The sequence below is a fragment of the Rhodoferax sp. genome, from assembly GCF_034520025.1.
Lineage (GTDB): Bacteria > Pseudomonadota > Gammaproteobacteria > Burkholderiales > Burkholderiaceae_C > Allorhodoferax.
On the sequence record NZ_JAXHNZ010000001.1, the window covers coordinates 19935 to 39545 of the forward strand.

Consider the following 19611-nt stretch of genomic DNA (forward strand, 5'->3'; position numbering starts at 1 on the left):
AGTAGGTGACACGGGTTACCTGCCTAGCGGCCAGAAATTGCCAGCAGACACCTAATCCGAGAGGCTCCCCATGACCACGATCACCATCTCCGGCGGCGACAGCAACCTGACCCTGCCCGGAAACATCGACACGATTGTGGGCGGCACGGGCGCAGACACTATCACCATCAGCTCTGCCTTGACAGACGTCAGCAACACGCTGATTGATCTGGGTTCAGGTACCGACACCCTCACCCTCGGCAATTTCAATAACACCGGCACCATCGCCAACATCGAGGTGGTGCAGGGCAACTCCGGCGCAGACACCCTCACACTGGTGCCCAGCAGTACCGGCATCACCATGGATCTGGGCGCAGGGGCAGACAAAATCACCCTTTCCACCGGTACCAACAGCGTCACGCTTACCAACGTGGAAACAGTGGTGGGAGTTGCGGGCGATGACACCGTTTCGATGGGAGGATCATTTGGTGCTGCCAGTGTGAGCTTGGGGGCAGGTGCGGATGCCCTAACGCTCACCACGGCCGTCACCTCTGGCGCATTTGATTTGGGCGCCGATGCAGACAGCATCACCTTCGCCAACGGGGTGAACTCCGTCACAGTGGCCGGCGCAGAAACCGTCACTGGAAACGCAGGCGCTGACACCATCACGCTGACCACCGCCATCGCTTCTGCAGGCTCTATCGACCTCATGGGCGGTGCCGACACCCTGACCCTCGCCGCCGGTGGTAACGTGGCCACTATCTCCAATGTTGAGAGCATCACAACGTCGGGCGCTGGTGCCGATGTGATCACCTTGGGTACGGCCCAAGCGGCCGGGCACATCAATTTGGGCGATGGGGCTGACCAGATCACCCTCGCCACGGGCGGCAACACGCTGACACTCTCCAACATCGAGAGCGTCACCGGCGGCTCTGGTAACGACGTCCTGACACTCGGTGCAGCGCAGACAGGGGTATTTGACCTCTCCAGCGGCACCGATGTGCTGAACCTCTCAGCCGGTACCAACGTCATCACCGCCTCCAATGTCGAGTCCATCTCCGGAAGCACAGGCACTGACACTGTTACTTTGCTCACTGCAGTGGCAGTGGGAACCATCAATTTAGGCGGAGGCGCAGGTGTCGACACACTGACATTGGCCAACGGTACCAACAGCCTTTCCGCAACTGGAATCGAAACCCTGACCGGTGGCACCGGTGACGACAGCATCAGCATGGGGGGCACAGTAACCAATGGGGTGTACGCGCTCGGCTCGGGTACCGATGTCATTACCCTGGCTAATGGCACCAACAACTTGACCGCAACCGATGTCGAGACCATCACCGGTGGGACTGGTGCAGACACCGTTGTCTTTGGATCTGCCATCACCGGCGCAGTGGCCAACTTGGGCGCTGGGGCTGACAGCTTGACCCTGGCTGGCGGAGGCAACATTGTCACGGCCAGTGGGATTGAAACCGTAGTCGGGGGTGCGGATGACGATCAACTGACCCTGACAGCCGCCCTATCCGGCGGCTCTATCGACTTGGCCGGCGGCACAGACAGACTGACTCTTGCCTCGGGCGGCAACACGATCACCGTATCCAACGTCGAATCCATCACTGGCGACATCAATTCCGACAACATTACCCTCGGCGCCCCTCAGGCTGCCGGAACGGTGGACCTCGCAGGCGGTGCGGACAGCCTCACACTGGCCAACGGAACTAACAATCTGACGCTCGCCAACGTCGAATCTGTCACCGGCAATGCAGGGGCCGACACCATCGCGCTCACTACCGCTGCGACCAACGGCAACACCTTCAGTTTGGGGGCCGGCGTTGACAGCCTCACACTGTCCAATGGTGGCAACACACTGACCGCCACTGGTGTGGAAAGTGTGACCGGTGGTACCGGAGCGGACGCAGTAACTTTTGGTGCGGCTATCGCCGGATCGACGGTGGATCTTGGCTCTGGCGCTGACAGTTTAGTTTTGGCCAATGGCGCCAACACAATCACCGCAACAGGTATTGAAAGCATCAGCGGTAACGCCGGCAATGACACTATCACCCTCGTAGGTACCGTTACGGGCGCTAGCTTTGATCTGAAAGCCGGCATTGACACACTGACCCTGGACGCGGGTACAGGTGCCAATTCGCTCACGGCAAGTGGCGTCGAAACCCTCACTGGCGGTGGTGGCAATGACACCGTGACGCTAACCGGCGGCGTTACCGGCGGTGCTTACTCCCTCGGGGCGGGCACAGACCAACTTTCGCTCGGTGGCGCTTCCACCATCACCTTGGACGGAAGCATCGAGTCTCTGATCGGTAGCGCTGGCGCGGACACCATCACCTTTGATGCAGCGGTCGCAGTGGGTACGACCATTGATCTTGGCGCGGGCGCAGACCGGCTCAACTTGGCCGACGGCGGCAACAGCATCTCGCTAAACGCCTCGGTCGAGACACTGATAGGCGGCGATGGTGCAGATCTGATCACCCTGTCGCAGGGCGTGATCAACATGCAGATTGACAGCGCAGGTGGTAGCGACGTGCTGACTTTGGCCAATGGCGCCAATATCCTGCAGGTATCGAACCTGGAGAGCATTACCGGTAACTCCGGCGCAGACCAAATTACTCTGCGCACCGGAGTTGCCAACGGCGTCTTCAACTTGGCCGGAGGCACGACCGACCGTATCGTCCTGTCCGACGCCAACAACAGCCTCACCACCACCGCGGTAGAAACCGTCACCGGGGGCACTGGGGACGACGCACTGACCTTGGGAGACACAAGCACCGGCGGTGTGTTCAACCTCGGTTCAGGCTCGGACATTCTGACCCTCACCACGGGCGCCAACACACTCACGGCTTCAAATATCGAAAGCATCGTGGGCGTTGGTGGCGACGACACTGTCACCCTGGGTGCGGCCAGCGTAAATTCGATCATCAACCTGGGCGCGGGCACTGACCAGCTCAACCTCGCAGACGGCATCAACGCGATTACCGCCAGCAACATAGAAACCATCATCGGCAACTCCGGTACCGATACCGTAACACTGGGTGCAGCACAGGCAGCCGGCGATATTGACCTCGGCGCAGGTACCGCAGACAAGCTGATTCTGGCCAATGGAGTCAACACCTTGACCGTGAGTGGCGCAGAGAGCTTGCTGGGCAATGCCGGCGTTGACACCATCACCATTGGCGCCGGTATCTCGAATGCCATCATCGACCTCGGAGCATCCGACGATGCACTGACACTCTCGGTTGAAAACCACAACATCACCGTCGCCAACGTTGAAACCATCAATGGCGGCGTAGGTGACGATGTAGTCACCTTCAGTACGTTGGCCGCAAGCACCGGCGTCTACGACCTGGGCGTCGGAAACGATCAGGTCGTTCTGGGCAACGGCACAGGCGCCAACAGCATCATCGTCAGCAACGTCGAAAGTTTCACCGGTAGCTCCGCCGCCGACACGGTGACCTTTGCTGCCGCAGTCGCAAGCGGCACCGTAAACCTAGGTGCTGGCACAGACAGCCTGACGCTCGCAGCGGGCGGTAACACCCTCACCGTGGCTGGCACCGAAAGCATCACCGGTGATGCCGGTGCAGACAACATCACGCTCAGTGCCGCCCTTAATGGTGGAGCGATCAACTTGCAAGGTGGCAACGACCAGCTCACGCTGGCCAACGGCACCAACGTGATTACAGCCACCGCCATCGAATCCATCGTCGGCGGATCCGGTGCTGACACCATCACCCTCGGGGCCGGCACGACCCAAGGCACGATCGATCTGGGCAGCGGAACTGACACACTCGCCCTGTCGACAGACGGTGGTAGCTATACGGTTACCGGAGTCGAAACCACGACCGGCGCCGCAGGCGACGACCTTGTCACTTTGGGTGCCGCCAGCAGCGGCACTTTGGTCAGCTTGGGTGCTGGCACTGACACGCTGACGCTAGCCAATGGCGCTAACACCGTAACCGCGGTGGGCGTTGAAAGCGTCACTGGTGGCGCTGGTACCGACACGTTAGTGCTGACGAACACCGTGAATAACGTCACAGCGGCAGGCGTGGAGTCCATCATCGGTGGCAATACCACTGACACCCTCTCGCTCACCGACGTCACGAATGCGCTCACGGTGTCGTCTATCGAAAGCATCAATGGCGGCACGCTGGACGACAGCATCACACTCGGCGCCGCAGTCACAGGCGCCGTGCTGGACCTGAAGGCAGGAATCGATGTGGTGCGCCTTGCCAGTGGCACCAACACCCTGACTGCCAGCGGCGTTGAAAGCGTGGTCGGAGGGGGCGGCACCGACACTTTGACCCTCGCAGGCAACGGTTCTGCACTCACAGTGTCTGCGGTAGAAACCATTGTCGGCAGTACCGGCAATGACGTCGTCACCCTCAGCACTACCGTCAGCGGAGGCAGCTTTGACCTTGGCTCCGGCACGGATACCCTCAACCTCGCCAACGGCGGCAACACACTCACGGTGAGCGGCACCATAGAAACAGTCGTAGGCGGCTCTGGCAACGACCTGATCACGGTAGGCGGCGCGGTCACCGGCTTGACGTATGACCTCGGCGCCGGCACGGGCGACCGGCTCACACTCTCCAGCGCGGGAAACAACACCATCACCGCCGTCGGCATTGAGACCATCGCTGGTGGCTCCGCCAACGATACGGTGACATTCACTGGTGCGGCGTCTGGCATCAGCATTGACTTGGGTAGCGGCACAGACACCATCAACCTCGCCGACGCAGCCAACACCCTGTCCTTGAATGCGACGGTAGAAACCGTGGTCGGCGGAACGTTGAGCGACGTCATTACCCTCACCACCGCCGTCACCGGCGGCGTGTACCAACTGGGCTCCGGCAGCGATAGTCTTACGCTGACAAGCACCGCAGCCAACTCACTGACCGCCAGCGATATCGAAACCATTACTGGCGCCAACGGCGATGACACCATCACCCTCGCCACCACCATTACCGCTGGCATCATCAACCTCAATGCCGGCAACGACAAGCTCACGCTCGCCAACGGTACGAACAGCCTGACCGCGACCGGCATTGAGTCCATCACCGGTGCGGGGGGAGATGACACGGTTACCTTGGGTACCGCCGTGAGCGGCGGCACGATCAGCTTGGGCGCCGGCACAGACACACTGACGTTAGCCGGTGGTGTCGGCTCCACGCTCACCCTGGACGACACGATTGAGACGGTCGTTGGCAGCGCCGGCAATGACACCATCACACTGAACACCACCGTCGTAAGCGGTAGCTACGACCTCGGTGCAGGCGCCGGAGACCGACTGAACCTCGCCGGTGGCGGCAACAACACCCTGACCCTCGGGAACAGCATTGAAAGCCTGACGGCCGGTGCAGGTGACGACACAATCGTGCTCAACGCCGGGGTTGCCAACATGCGCCTCGATCTTGGCGATGGCAGCGATAGCCTGACGCTAGCCAACGCATCTAACAGCGTGACTCTGTCCAATGTCGAGGCCGTCACAGGCAATGCTGGCGTAGACCAAGTGACCTTCCTGACAGCACTCAGCAATGGGCAAGTGAATTTAGGTGCAGGCACGGCAGACAAAGTAACGTTGGCCAACGGTGCCAACACCCTGAACACGACCGGCGTGGAAACGATTCTCGGGGGCACTGGTGCTGATACGGTGACCTTGGCAGATGCTGCCACCGCCGGCCAAATCGATCTCGGCGCCGGCAGCGATGTGCTCAACCTGGGCAATTTCGCCAACACACTCACCGTCAAAAACGTCGAAACACTGGTGGGCAACGCCAATGCCGACACCGTGGCGCTCGGCAATAGCGTGACCGGCGTACAAATCGACCTTGGCGCTGGTGCCGACGTACTGACGCTATTCGATGCGCCGAATAGCCTGACCATTACCAACGTGGAAACCGTGGTCGGTGACTCCGGTTCCGACGTCGTCACCCTGAGCACCAATGTAGCGTCGTTCAACGCCAACTTAGGAGCGGGCAATGACACATTGATCCTGGCCACCGGGGCCAACACAATCAGCGCCACCAATGTGGAGACCATTACCGGTAACGCGGGGGACGATACCGTGACCTTCGGGGCAGGCGTCACCGGTGGTGTAGTGAACCTCGCGGGCGGCACTGGCGACTCGCTGACGCTGTTCAATGAAGACAACGTTTTGACTCTCACGGGCGTCGAGACCCTCACCGGCGACTCCGGCTCAGACACCATCACCCTCACAGACACTGCCGCAACCGTCATCAACCTCGGGGCTGGTACAGATACCCTCCATCTGGCCAACGGCGCCAACGCGCTCACCATCAGCAATGTCGAAACACTGAATGGCGGCAGCGGCGCTGACACGGTCACCTTTGGCTCGGCACTCACTGGCACGGTCGTGAACTTGGGCTCCGGCGCTGACAGCATCACCCTCGCAAACGGCACCAACACTGTCACCACCCAAAACGTAGAGTCGGTGACCGGTGGCGCCGGAGACGACACCCTGACCCTGGCTGTAGCCAGCAGTGGCGTCACCATCGACCTCCTGGCCGGCAACGATGCCCTGGTGCTCGCCAACGGCGCCAACACGCTGAGTGTGAGTAACGTCGAGTCCATCACCGGCGGCTCAGGGGCTGACAACCTCACACTCGGGCTCGGCAGCTCGGCGGGTACCATCGATTTGGGCAGCGGTGCAGATGTGCTGACCCTGTCCAACACCGATGGGGCGTTCACTGTCTCTGGCGTTGAGACCCTGACCGGCGGCACCGGCGCAGACTCCATCACCCAGGCGGCGGCTGTCAGTGGTGCTGTGGTGAATCTGGGCAGTGGCGCCGACAGTCTGACGTTGGCCAATGGCACCAACTCGGTCACGGCCAGTGGTGTGGAGTCCATTACCGGCGATGCAGGCGCAGACACCGTCACGCTGAGTGCGGCCACCACCGCGGCGAGCATCGATCTCGCAAATGGAGCAGACCGTTTGATCTTGGCCAATGGCACCAATGCCATTACTACCGCCAATATTGAGTCCATTTCCGGCGGCAGTGGCAGTGACACACTGACCCTGACCGATATTGCCAACACCGTGTCGCTCTCCAGCATTGAGAGCGTGCAGGGCGGCACGCTGGCAGATTCGCTTAGCCTGGGCAGCGCGGTCACCAACGCGATCTACAACCTCGGTAGCGGCACAGACAGCCTCTCGCTGTCCGGCGCAGGGCCAAACTCTATTACGGCCACAGATATTGAAACTATCACCGGCGACAGCGCTGCGGACACTGTGGTCCTGGGAGCCGCCATCAACGGCGCCACCATTGATCTGGGTGCAGGCGCAGATAGCTTGACACTGGCGGATGGTGGCACCACCTTGAGTGTGAGCAATGTCGAGACTATTCTCGCCAGTGGAAGCGGTGACGACAACATCACGCTCGCCACCAGCGTGTCCGGCGGCTCTGTGGATCTGGGTAGCGGCACCGACACCCTGACCCTGGCAGCTGCCGGCAACGCACTGACCTTAGCAGCCACTGTGGAAAGTGTGGTCGGCGGTGCGGGCGACGATCTCGTGACGCTGGGCGGTGCCGTGAACGGCTTCAGCTACGACCTCGGCGCGGGCGCAGGCGACAAGTTGGTGCTGTCCGGTGCCGGTAACAACACGGTCACCGTCAACAACACCGAAACCATTTCCGGCACCGGCGCAGTCAACGATACCGTGACCTTCACCGCGGCCGTCAACGGCATCAGTGTGGACCTCGGTGCGGGTACGGATCAGGTGGTACTGGCCAATGCCAACAACACACTGGCTCTCAATGCGACGGTAGAAACGGTAACCGGCGGTACCCTCGCTGACAACATCACACTCACCAGCAGCGCCGTAGGTACGGTCTACAACTTGGGTGCAGGCACTGACCGCCTGACGTTGGCCAACGGCACCAACACCGTCACCGCGAGTGACGTCGAAAGCGTCGTTGGCGGCTCCGGTGCCGACGACCTCACCCTGACCACCGCAAGTTCCAATCTGGTTATTGATTTAGGAGGCGGCACCGCCGACAAGCTCACACTGAGCAACGGCGCCAACACGGTCACTGCAAGCAATGTCGAAACTATCACGGGCAACGCGGGCGTTGACATCGTCACCTTGGCCTCGGTCATCAGCAATGGCAATATTGATCTGGCAGCGGGTTCCGACCAACTGATATTGGCGAACGGCAGCAACAACCTCACCGCGACCGGCATTGAAACCATTACGGGCGGCACCGGGGCAGACACCATTACGCTCGGCACAGCGCAGAGCAGTGGCGTCTTCAACCTGGGTGCCGGAGTCGACCGCCTGACCCTATCGGGAGCCGCAGACAACATTTTGAGTTTGGACGCCAGCATTGAACAAGTCATCGGCGCAGGCGCTGATGACGCCATCACCCTGACACAAGCGGTCTCCGGCACGGTATACGACCTCGCAGCGGGCAGCGACAGCCTGACCCTGGCGAGCGGCACGAACTTGCTCACAGCATCCAACATCGAATCCATCACCGGCAATGCGGGCGACGACAACGTGACCTTGGGTGCAGCCATTGTGGGAGCGAACCTCAACCTGGGTGCTGGCAACGACACCGTTCAGCTCTCCAGTGCGGGTACCAACACCGTAACTTTGGCCAATGTGGAATCTGTTTCCGGCGGCGGCAGCAACGACAACGTCACCTTGACGACCACCCTTTCTGGTGGCACCGTGAATTTGGCAGGCTCCAACGACAGTGACCGTCTGCAATTGGCCGATGGCGGTAACGTGGCCACCATCAACAACGTGGAGTCTTTGACAGGTGGCGCCGGTAACGATGTCATCACAATGACCAGTGCCAGCCCGTTCAACGCGGTAGTTGAGCTGGGTGCCGGAACTGGCGACAAAATCACACTCGCCGCTGGTGGCAACACCATGACACTGAGCAACGTCGAGTCTTTGGAAGGTAACGCCGGTGCAGATGTCATCACCTTTGGCAGCGCCATCGCAGGGGCCGAGCTGGACATGGGTGCCGGAGTCGACAAACTCTTCCTAGCCGCGGGTGGCAACACATTAACCGCATCCAACTTGGAAAGCATCACCGGCGGCGCGGGCGATGACACGATCTCTCTGTTGACCACCGTCACCGGTGGCAACTTTGACCTGGCTGATGGAACTGACACCCTGAACTTGGCAGACGGCACCAACAGCCTGACCGCCAGCAACTCGGTAGAAACCATTGTGGGTGGTGCAGGCGCCGACACCGTCACCTTTGCGGGTGGGGTGAGTACCGGCGCGTTCAACCTGGGCGCTGGAAACGATACCCTGGTGTTGGCGAATGCCGCCAACACCTTCACCCTGAGCAACACCGTCGAAAGCCTGCTTGGCAATTCAGGCGTAGACACTCTCACACTTGACGGCGCCGTCACGGGCAACACCTACGACCTGGGCACCGGCGCAGACCGCCTGAATCTGTCAGGTCTGGGCGACAACATCCTGACGCTGAACAACTCCATCGAATCGCTGGTGGGTAGCTCCGCTGCTGACACCATCGTGCTGACGGCTGCGATCAGCAACCACAACTACGACCTGGGTGCCGGCAACGACCAACTCACACTGGCGGACGGCGTCAACTCCCTGACACTGACCGGCATCGAGTCGGTCATCGGTGGCACCGGCGCCGACACACTCACCTTAGGAGCAGCGCAGATCAACGGCACCATCGACCTCGGTGCCGGCTCTGACAAGATCACCCTGTTCAACGGCAACAACACCTTGTCGTTGGGTAATGTGGAAACCATCATCGGCAATGCCGGTGATGACAACATCACCTTGATCAGCGCCATCTCCGGCGGCTCCATCAGTCTCGGCGCAGGATCCGACGTGCTGACCCTGGCGAACTTCAACAATAGCCTGTCTGTCGATGCAGCCATTGAGAGCCTGGTGGGCGGCGACGCGAATGACACCGTCACCTTGACCCAGATCGTGGCGGGCAACAGCTACGACCTAGGCTCGGGCACGGACACGCTGGTACTGCTGGCAAGCGGAAGCGGCGCCAATACAGTCACACTTTCCAATATCGAATCGGTACGCGGCGGCGCAGGGGCAGACACTGTGACATTGGGCACCACCGTCACGGGCGCCTCGATTGATCTGGGCAGTGGCACCGATGTTCTGACGCTAGCCAACGGCACCAATACCCTGACCGTGTCCGGTGCAGAGACTATCACCGGCGACTCTGGAGACGACAACGTTACCCTAGGGGCAGCCATCTCGGGCGGAAAAATCGAGCTAGGGTCTGGGACCGACACCTTGACTCTGGCGAATGCGGCCAACACCCTCACGATCGGGGCTGACATCGAAACGCTGATCGGCAACGCCGGCGCCGATGCGGTCACCCTGTCGACCGCCGTGACCGGTCGCACTTATGACCTGGGAGCCGGTAGCGACAGACTGACGCTGGCGAACGGCACCAACACCATTACCGCCGCCAACATCGAAACCGTAACGGGCGGCACCGGCGACGACAGCGTGACCCTGACGGCAGCCACCAGTGGCGGCGCATTCAACCTCGGTAGCGGGACTGACGTACTTACCCTGGCTGACTTCAACAACAACCTGAACTTGAATGGTTCTATCGAAACGGTGGTCGGCGGTAATGCCAACGACACCGTGGTGATGTCTGCCACTGTCACTGGCGCGGTGTACAACCTGGGTGCCGGGGCTGACACCCTGACCCTCCTGGCAACAGGTTCCGGTGCCAACACAGTGGTCCTCAGTGGCGTGGAATCGGTGCTGGGCGGCTCTGGGGCGGACAGTGTGACTTTGACGGTACAAACCACCACTGGCAACTTCAATCTTGGCAGTGGTGCGGACACCCTGATTTTGGGTAACTTCAATAACAGCCTCACTGCTACCGGCATAGAAACCATCACCGGCGACAACGGCAACGACACCGTCACCCTGGGGGCCGGTTTGTCGGGCACGACCAGCATCGCCTTGGGCGGTGGCACTGACATTCTGAATCTTGCCAATGCGGCCAACACCCTCACCCTCGGCAGCGACATTGAAACTGTAATTGGCAACTCCGGCATCGATACGATCACACTGAATGCCGCGGTCAATGGCAATGTATACAGTTTGGGCGCCGGCACCGACAGACTTACCCTCGTGGGTGCGGGCAACACCGTGACCTTGAGTGGCGTTGAATCCTTGATCGGCAGTTCGGGCGACGACCTGGTGACCCTGACATCGGCACAATCCGCAGGCATTTACGACCTGGGCAGCGGTACCGATGTGCTGACCTTGGCCACAGGCATCAATACACTGACAGTACGCAACACCGAGAGCGTCATCGGGACTTCCGGCGTGAACACCATCACACTGGGTACCACGATCACCGGTGGCGTATTCGACCTGGGTGCGGGCCTCGACAAGCTTACGCTGGCCAATGGCATCAACAGCGCAACCCTGTCGAATATTGAAACCATCGTCGGAGGGTCCGGCGCCGATACGCTGACACTGGCCTCTGCCGCCAGTGGTTTCAACATTAACCTCGGTGCCGGTGTAGACACCTTGCAGTTAGGCGACTTTGCCAACACCTTGTCGCTCGGAAACAGCATCGAGACCATCCTCGGTGGCGACCAAGTCGACACCATCACACTGACTGCGGCCGCCTCCAACGGCACCATTAACTTGGGTGATGGCAGTGACAAACTCACTTTGTTCAACGGAACCAACATCCTGACCGTCACCAATGTGGAAACCCTGGTAGCCAACGCAGGGGCAGACACCATTACCTTGGGTAATACCGTCAACGGTCAAAGCTTTAACCTGGCGGCAGGTATTGACAAACTCACCTTGTCAGGGACCGGTGACAACACCCTGACAGCTCTCAATATTGAAACGATTGTGGGCTTGGCCGGCGACGACACCGTGACCTTGGGCAGCGCAGTCAGTGGTGCCAATATATCGCTGGGTGCCGGCACCGATACGCTGGTGCTTGCCACATCCGGCATCAACACCCTGACGCTGAACACCGACATCGAAAACCTAGTGGCCGGTGCTGCAAGTGATGTCATCACCTTGAGTGCAGCAGTTGCTGCGCGCAGCTTTGACCTCGGCGCTGGTGTCGACAGGCTAACACTCACCGGCAACGGAAACACCGTCACGTTGTCCAATGTGGAGACCATCACCGGCAGCAGTGGTGCAGATGTTGTCACCATCGCTACCAACACAGCAGCCACCGTGGTGAACCTGGGCTCCGGGGCCGACAGCCTGGTGCTTGCGGCAACGTCGGGCGTGAATACCCTGACCGTTTCCAATACAGAAACCATCACCGCGAACGCGAGTGACGACACCCTCACCCTGGCGACCAGCATTACCAATGGTGTGATCGACTTGGGCGCGGGCATTAACAGGCTGACGCTTGCGGCATCCGCCAACAGCCTGACCCTGTCCAACACCGAGAGCGTCATTGGCGGCACGGCTGACGACCGGATCACGTTTAGCACCCAAATCACACAGGGCAGCTTCAACCTCGGCGGCGGTACCAGCGACAGACTAACCCTGGCAAATTTCGACAACACCCTGACGGCATTGGGCGTTGAAACGATCCTAGGTAACGCGGGAGCCGATGACATTACCCTGGCAAATGCGGCGGCTGGCGGTAGTTTTGATCTGGGTGCCGGTGATGATGTACTGCGCCTGTTCAACGGGCTCAACAACATTACCCTGACGAACTCGGTCGAGACGGTAATCGGTAACTCGGGATCAGACTCCATCACCCTGAGCAGCGGCGCTACCGGAAACACTTACAACCTGGGCGCTGGTGTTGACAAGATCACGTTGGGCAACTTTGCCAACCAGGCAACTTTGTCGGGGGTGGAGACGATTACTGGAAACTCTGGGGCCGACACCATCACGCTGACGACACAGGCAGTCAATAGCTTGATCAACCTGGGGTCGGGCACCGACATCCTGAACCTGGCAAACTTTGCCAACACGGCCAGTGTGGCGGGTGTCGAGACCTTGATCGGCAATGCGGGAGCAGACACCATCACGCTGACAGCAGCTCAATCTGTAGGTGTTTACGACCTTGGGGCAGGTATCGACAAACTCACACTGGCGGGCACTGGCGTCAACACCTTGACGCTTAGCAACGTAGAAAGCGTTCTGGGCGCAGGCGGGGTGGACACCCTCACCTTTACCGCCGGTCTGAGCGGCACCCAGATCAACCTCGGTACATCGAACGACAAGTTGATCCTGAGCAATGATGACAACGACTTCACCGTCGCCAACGTAGAAACAATCATCGGGGGTACTGGCAACGACACCATGACCTTCACTGCGGCGATCACCGGCGCAACCAGCTTCACCGGGGGCGATGGCGTCGACGAATTGCGCCTTTTCAATGGTGCCAATGCGTTCAGCTTGGCAGATGGCACCATCGAAACCGTGACCGGTAACGCAGCAGCAGATGTCATTACCCTGACGGCAGCCGTCAACGGCACTACGTACAACCTGGGCGCTGGTATCGATGTGCTGAACCTTGGCAACTTCAGCAACACCCTGAATGCCTCGGGCGTCGAAACCATCACCGGCAATGCCGGTGCGGACACGGTCACCCTGACATCGACCCTGTCAAGCGGGCGCATCAACCTGGCCGGCGGAACCGACACCCTGAATCTCTCCGGAGGTGTCAACAGCTTCTCCGTCGCAGGCGTGGAAATTTTGAACGGCAACAGCGGTAGCGACCGCATCACCTACACCGCGGCGATCGTCAACGCCACGGTGGACTTGGGCGGAGCCAACGACACGCTGACCCTTGCAACTTCAGGCAGCAATCAATTGACCCTGGTGAACGTTGAAACCCTGATCGCTGGCGGTGCCAGTGACGACATCACCTTGGGCGATATCGCTTCAGGGGTCACCTACAACCTCGGCGCGGGCTCCGATGTGCTTCGCCTCTCCGGCAATGGTGCCAACAATGTCACCGCCATTGGTATCGAAAGCATCATTGGCGGCGTAGCAGACGACACCATTACCCTTGCGCTGGCCACGGTGGGGGCACGTCTGGACGGCGGCAATGGCGATGACAGCCTGATTGGCAGCAACGGCGCAGATATCCTGATCGGTGGCAACGGCGCAGACCGCTTCATCTTCCGCGACACCCTGCAATCCAGCCTGACCGTGTCGGACACCATCCAAGATTTTGTGGTGGGACAAGACAAGCTGGTCTTCGAGGGGCTTGGCAACGGCACCTTCAGCATCGTGAGTAGCTTCAGTAATACGGGCGATGCACAGGCTACTTATGCCTATAACGGCGGCACGAGCACCGGTACACTGTTGATCGACTCTGATGGCAACGGTGCAGCCGACATGAAACTCACCTTGCTTGGAAGTTCCGCGGCGGCGCTCAGCGCTTCCGATTTCCAATGGACTTGAACACGCTCAATGGCCGGACGGCAATCGAAACAGGACACCGATGCACTGTTTGCCCAAGCCCTGTCACTGCAAAGTGCGGGGCATGGTGATGCCGCCCGTGAGTCGTACCGCGCCATTCTTGCGCAAGAGCCTGCACACGCCAATGCGCTGAACAACCTGGGCATCCTTCACAACAGTGCGGGAGATCACCAGACCGCATTGGCGCTTTTTGATCGATTGGTGCAGGCGCAGCCCCAAGATGCGCGAGCCCACGCCAATCGGGGCGTTGCGCTCAAAGCACTGGCCCGTTGGGACGCCGCCGAGCAGGCCTATCTGGCGGCTCTGGCAGCAGACCCCACGTTTCATTCGGCGCACAACAACCTTGGCAACTTGTATTACGGCTCGGGGCGCTATGACAAAGCCACAACGCACTTTGAAGCAGCGAGTATTCAACAGCGCGGGAGCTCGGATTACCGCTTCATGCTCGCCAAATCCTTGCTGGAACAGCGCCAAATGCCACGCGCCCGGGCCGAACTGGAGCAAGTGTTGCGCGCAGAGCCCGCCCACGCCGACGCATGGGGCACTCTCGCACGCTGGCACGGTGAACAGCACTGCATGCCCGAGGCGCTGGCCTGTTTTGAGCGCGGCATCGCGGTGCGGCCGGACTACGCGGGTCTGATCTACAACCGCGGGCTGGCAAGGCTGCTGGCCGGCGACCTGCCCGGCGGCTTTGCCGACTACGAGCGCCGCTTTGACGTTCCCGACTTTCCCTCCAAGCGGCTTCAGACCTCCAAGCCGCTCTGGCAAGGCCAGCCCTTACCCGACCAGACCTTGCTCATCCACGCCGAGCAGGGCTTGGGCGATACCTTGCAGTTTTTACGCTATATCGACCTCTTGCCCATGCCTATCAAGCGGGTGCTGCTATTAATTCAGGAGTCTTTGACCTCGCTCCCGGTGCTCCCCGCCCATGTCGAGCTGGTGCATGAGGGGGCTCCGCCCCCCCACTTTGATGTGGTCTGCCCACTCTTGAGCCTGCCGCACCTGCTGGGCCCGCATCCACAGGGCTCCGGTTTGCCCGGTACCGATGTGCTCAACATTCCCCAAACCATTCCCTACCTCGCACTGGACCATGTGCGCAGCGCGGGCTGGGAGTCGCACTTTGCACGGCCGGGCTTGCGTGTCGGGCTGGTGTGGGCCGGCAACCCGAGCCATAAAAACGATGCCAACCGCTCGGTGGACTTTGGAGCCCTCGCGCCACTCTGGGGCTTGGAGGGGGTGCATTTCTATTCGTTCCAGGTCGGTGCGCGCAGTACCGACCTCGACTCACTCACGCCCGAGCAACGCGCCAAGGTCACCGACATGGCGCCTTTGCTGCAGAACTTCGGCGATACGGCCGCTGCTCTGGTGCATGTGGATTTGCTGGTGTGTGTGGATACCAGCATCTGCCATGTGGCGGGGGCTTTGGGTATTCCTGTGTGGCTGCTGATTCCGTGGATGCCGGATTGGCGCTGGTTACTTCACCGCGAAGACTCCCCTTGGTACCCCAGCCTGCGCATCTTGCGCCAGCCGGCCTACCGGGATTGGGATTCTGTGATGCACACGCTGGACAAGGATTTGAAGGAGTTGGCCCATCCGCAGTCGGCCGGCGGCAAGCGCCGCCAGCAAGCCGCCCATGCGCTGGTGGAGCAAGGGCGTGTGCTGCTGGAGCGCAATGAGCCGGCGCTGGCCCGCCCTGCTTTCTGGCAGGCCTTGCGCGAGTGCCCGACCCACGCCCGGGCCGCCAGTGCCCTGGCTATTGCAGCCTTCCGTGCAGGCGACACCCATGCAGCCCTCATGCTCGGCTCCCGCGCTTGCCGGCAAAGCCCCAGCGATCCCGAAAATTGGTCGAACTGCGGCGCCTACCTCAAGGCAGTGGGCGACCTGCCCGCCACGCTGGCCTGTTTTGAGCGCGGCATCGCGGTGCGGCCGGACTACGCGGGTCTGATCTACAACCGCGGGCTGGCAAGGCTGCTGGCCGGCGACCTGCCCGGCGGCTTTGCCGACTACGAGCGCCGCTTTGACGTTCCCGACTTTCCCTCCAAGCGGCTTCAGACCTCCAAGCCGCTCTGGCAAGGCCAGCCCTTACCCGACCAGACCTTGCTCATCCACGCCGAGCAGGGCTTGGGCGATACCTTGCAGTTTTTACGCTATATCGACCTCTTGCCCATGCCTATCAAGCGGGTGCTGCTATTAATTCAGGAGTCTTTGACCTCGCTCCCGGTGCTCCCCGCCCATGTCGAGCTGGTGCATGAGGGGGCTCCGCCCCCCCACTTTGATGTGGTCTGCCCACTCTTGAGCCTGCCGCACCTGCTGGGCCCGCATCCACAGGGCTCCGGTTTGCCCGGTACCGATGTGCTCAACATTCCCCAAACCATTCCCTACCTCGCACTGGACCATGTGCGCAGCGCGGGCTGGGAGTCGCACTTTGCACGGCCGGGCTTGCGTGTCGGGCTGGTGTGGGCCGGCAACCCGAGCCATAAAAACGATGCCAACCGCTCGGTGGACTTTGGAGCCCTCGCGCCACTCTGGGGCTTGGAGGGGGTGCATTTCTATTCGTTCCAGGTCGGTGCGCGCAGTACCGACCTCGACTCACTCACGCCCGAGCAACGCGCCAAGGTCACCGACATGGCGCCTTTGCTGCAGAACTTCGGCGATACGGCCGCTGCTCTGGTGCATGTGGATTTGCTGGTGTGTGTGGATACCAGCATCTGCCATGTGGCGGGGGCTTTGGGTATTCCTGTGTGGCTGCTGATTCCGTGGATGCCGGATTGGCGCTGGTTACTTCACCGCGAAGACTCCCCTTGGTACCCCAGCCTGCGCATCTTGCGCCAGCCGGCCTACCGGGATTGGGATTCTGTGATGCACACGCTGGACAAGGATTTGAAGGAGTTGGCCCATCCGCAGTCGGCCGGCGGCAAGCGCCGCCAGCAAGCCGCCCATGCGCTGGTGGAGCAAGGGCGTGTGCTGCTGGAGCGCAATGAGCCGGCGCTGGCCCGCCCTGCTTTCTGGCAGGCCTTGCGCGAGTGCCCGACCCACGCCCGGGCCGCCAGTGCCCTGGCTATTGCAGCCTTCCGTGCAGGCGACACCCATGCAGCCCTCATGCTCGGCTCCCGCGCTTGCCGGCAAAGCCCCAGCGATCCCGAAAATTGGTCGAACACCGGCGCTTTTTTCAAAGCGGCGGGCGATTTGCAGCGCGCCCTGCAATGCCAAATCACTGCCGTCCAGAAAGCACCCGGTAGTCCGCAAGCCCAAGCCAACCTGGGCAACACCTTGGGCGCCTTGCATCGCTGGTCGGAGGCCCTTGAGGCCACCCGCAAGGCAGTGGCTCTGGTGCCCGGCTCCAGCGAGTACATCTACAACCTGGGCATTGCACTCAAAGAAAACGGGCGCTTCGGCGAGGCTTTAAGCGCCTTTCGCAAGGCACAGCAAATAGCCGGCGGGCATGTGCGTGCCGCATTGCACGAATCCTTGGTGGAACTGCTAACCGGCGACCTTGCGGCAGGCTGGCGCCACTACGAAAGCCGCTGGGCCCAGCCCGACGCGAAAGAGGTGCGCCATTTCGCGCAGCCCTTGTGGACAGGGCAAGACATTACTGGCCAGACCATTCTGGTCCACGCCGAACAAGGGTTTGGCGACACCTTCCAGTTCTTGCGCTACCTGCCGCTGCTTGCCGCCCGGGGCGCAAAAGTCTTGCTGGTGGTGCAAAGCGATGTGGAAAGCCTAGCAGAGCGCGTACAGGGCTTGGCACAGCTGGTGCCCAATGGCAGCGAGTTGCCGCCTTTTGACTGGCAATGCCCGTTGCTGAGCCTGCCCATGGCCTTTGGCACCGTGGTTGAAACAATACCCGCCCCTATTCCTTACCTCAGCCCCGCCCCTGAGCGCACCACGGCCTGGCGCCAAAAGTTGGGCCCGGCCCGCGCCTACCGCGTCGCGCTGGTGTGGGCCGGCAGGCCGACCCACGGCAATGACGCCAACCGCTCATTAGCACTGCACCACTTGGCAGCCCTCTTGCAGCTGGAGGGCCTGGAAGTGTTATCTGTCCAAAAAGGCGAGGCCGTAGAGCAAATCAAGGCCCTGACACCCGGCTGCCGCTTGCGCAACCTGAGCCCCGAGATTCAGAGTTTTGAAGACACGGCGGCCATCCTGAGCGAAGTGGACGAGCTGGTCACCGTGGACACCTCGGTAGCCCACCTCGCGGGGGGGCTAGGTTGCCAAGTGCGGGTGCTTTTACCCCTTATTCCGGATTGGCGGTGGCTGCTCTCTAGGGCAGACTCACCGTGGTATCCCACTGCGCGCCTGTACCGCCAAACTGCCCGGGGAGCCTGGGCAGAGCCGGTCGCGGCGCTGGTGGCCGATGTTGCCAAAGCTGCACGGTCCCACAGGCCTGAAACCCCATGAACTACGTCAAACGCCCGTCGCCCTTTGTGATCCTGTCCACCAGCCAGGGCACGCTGATCACCAACAAAAACGACTACCGCATGATTGACGCCACGCGTGGTTACGGCGTCGGCTGGCAGCTGTTCAACCAAGGCTGCTTCGACCCGGACGAAGTGGGCGCGGCCATCAAGCTGCTCAATATCCGCCACAAGTTTTTTGGCGATGGAGTCGTGGGCCTGGACTGCGGCGCCAATCTGGGCGTACACACCGTCGAATGGGCCAAGGCTTTGTATGGCAGAGGCAGCGTGATCGCCATCGAAGCGCAAGAACGCATTTACTACGCGTTGGCCGGCAATATTGCCATCAACAACTGCTTCAACGCCCGGGCGATTCACGGCGCCATCGGCTCCGAAGTCGGTGAGCTTGAGATTCCTGTGCCCGACTACCTGCAGCCGGCCAGTTTTGGCAGCCTGGAGTTGCGCCAGACAGCCAAAAGCGAATTTATCGGCCAGACCATCCACGCCGAGCGCAACCAGAAGGTGCGGATGTTGACCATCGACTCGCTAAACCTACCGCGGCTGGACTTCATCAAAATCGATGTGGAAGGCATGGAGCTGGAGGCTCTCGCCGGCGGGCGCGCCACCATCGAGCGGCACAAACCGGTCATGCTGATCGAGTCGATCAAAACAGACAAAGCAGCGCTGTTGAAATTCCTCGAGGAGCACGGCTACCAAACCTTCCCGATGGGCATCAATGTGTTGGCGGTGCACAGCACCGACCCCACCCGCGAACAAATATCGGTACAAAGCTGAGCCTAC

3 protein-coding genes are annotated in these 19611 nt (G+C 60.9%); all 3 read left to right on the plus strand.

The annotated features are described in order from the left end of the window. The first annotated feature begins 70 nt into the window (after positions 1-70). The 3 genes from U5L73_RS00115 to U5L73_RS00125 are packed head-to-tail and all read left to right on the plus strand — an operon-like array spanning position 71 to position 19605. The gene (locus tag U5L73_RS00115; protein ID WP_322560469.1) at positions 71-14398 is read left to right on the plus strand and encodes a hypothetical protein; all 14328 of its coding nucleotides are present in this window, start codon (positions 71-73) and stop codon (positions 14396-14398) included. A gap of 9 nt (positions 14399-14407) precedes the next feature. Continuing rightward, positions 14408-18814 (plus strand): tetratricopeptide repeat protein, encoded by a 4407-nt coding sequence (locus U5L73_RS00120; protein ID WP_322560470.1) that lies wholly within the window; start codon positions 14408-14410, stop codon positions 18812-18814. Continuing rightward, the gene (locus U5L73_RS00125; protein ID WP_322560471.1) at positions 18811-19605 is read left to right on the plus strand and encodes an FkbM family methyltransferase; all 795 of its coding nucleotides are present in this window, start codon (positions 18811-18813) and stop codon (positions 19603-19605) included. Before U5L73_RS00120 ends, U5L73_RS00125 begins: the two co-directional genes overlap by 4 nt. Positions 19606-19611 lie beyond the last annotated feature (6 nt).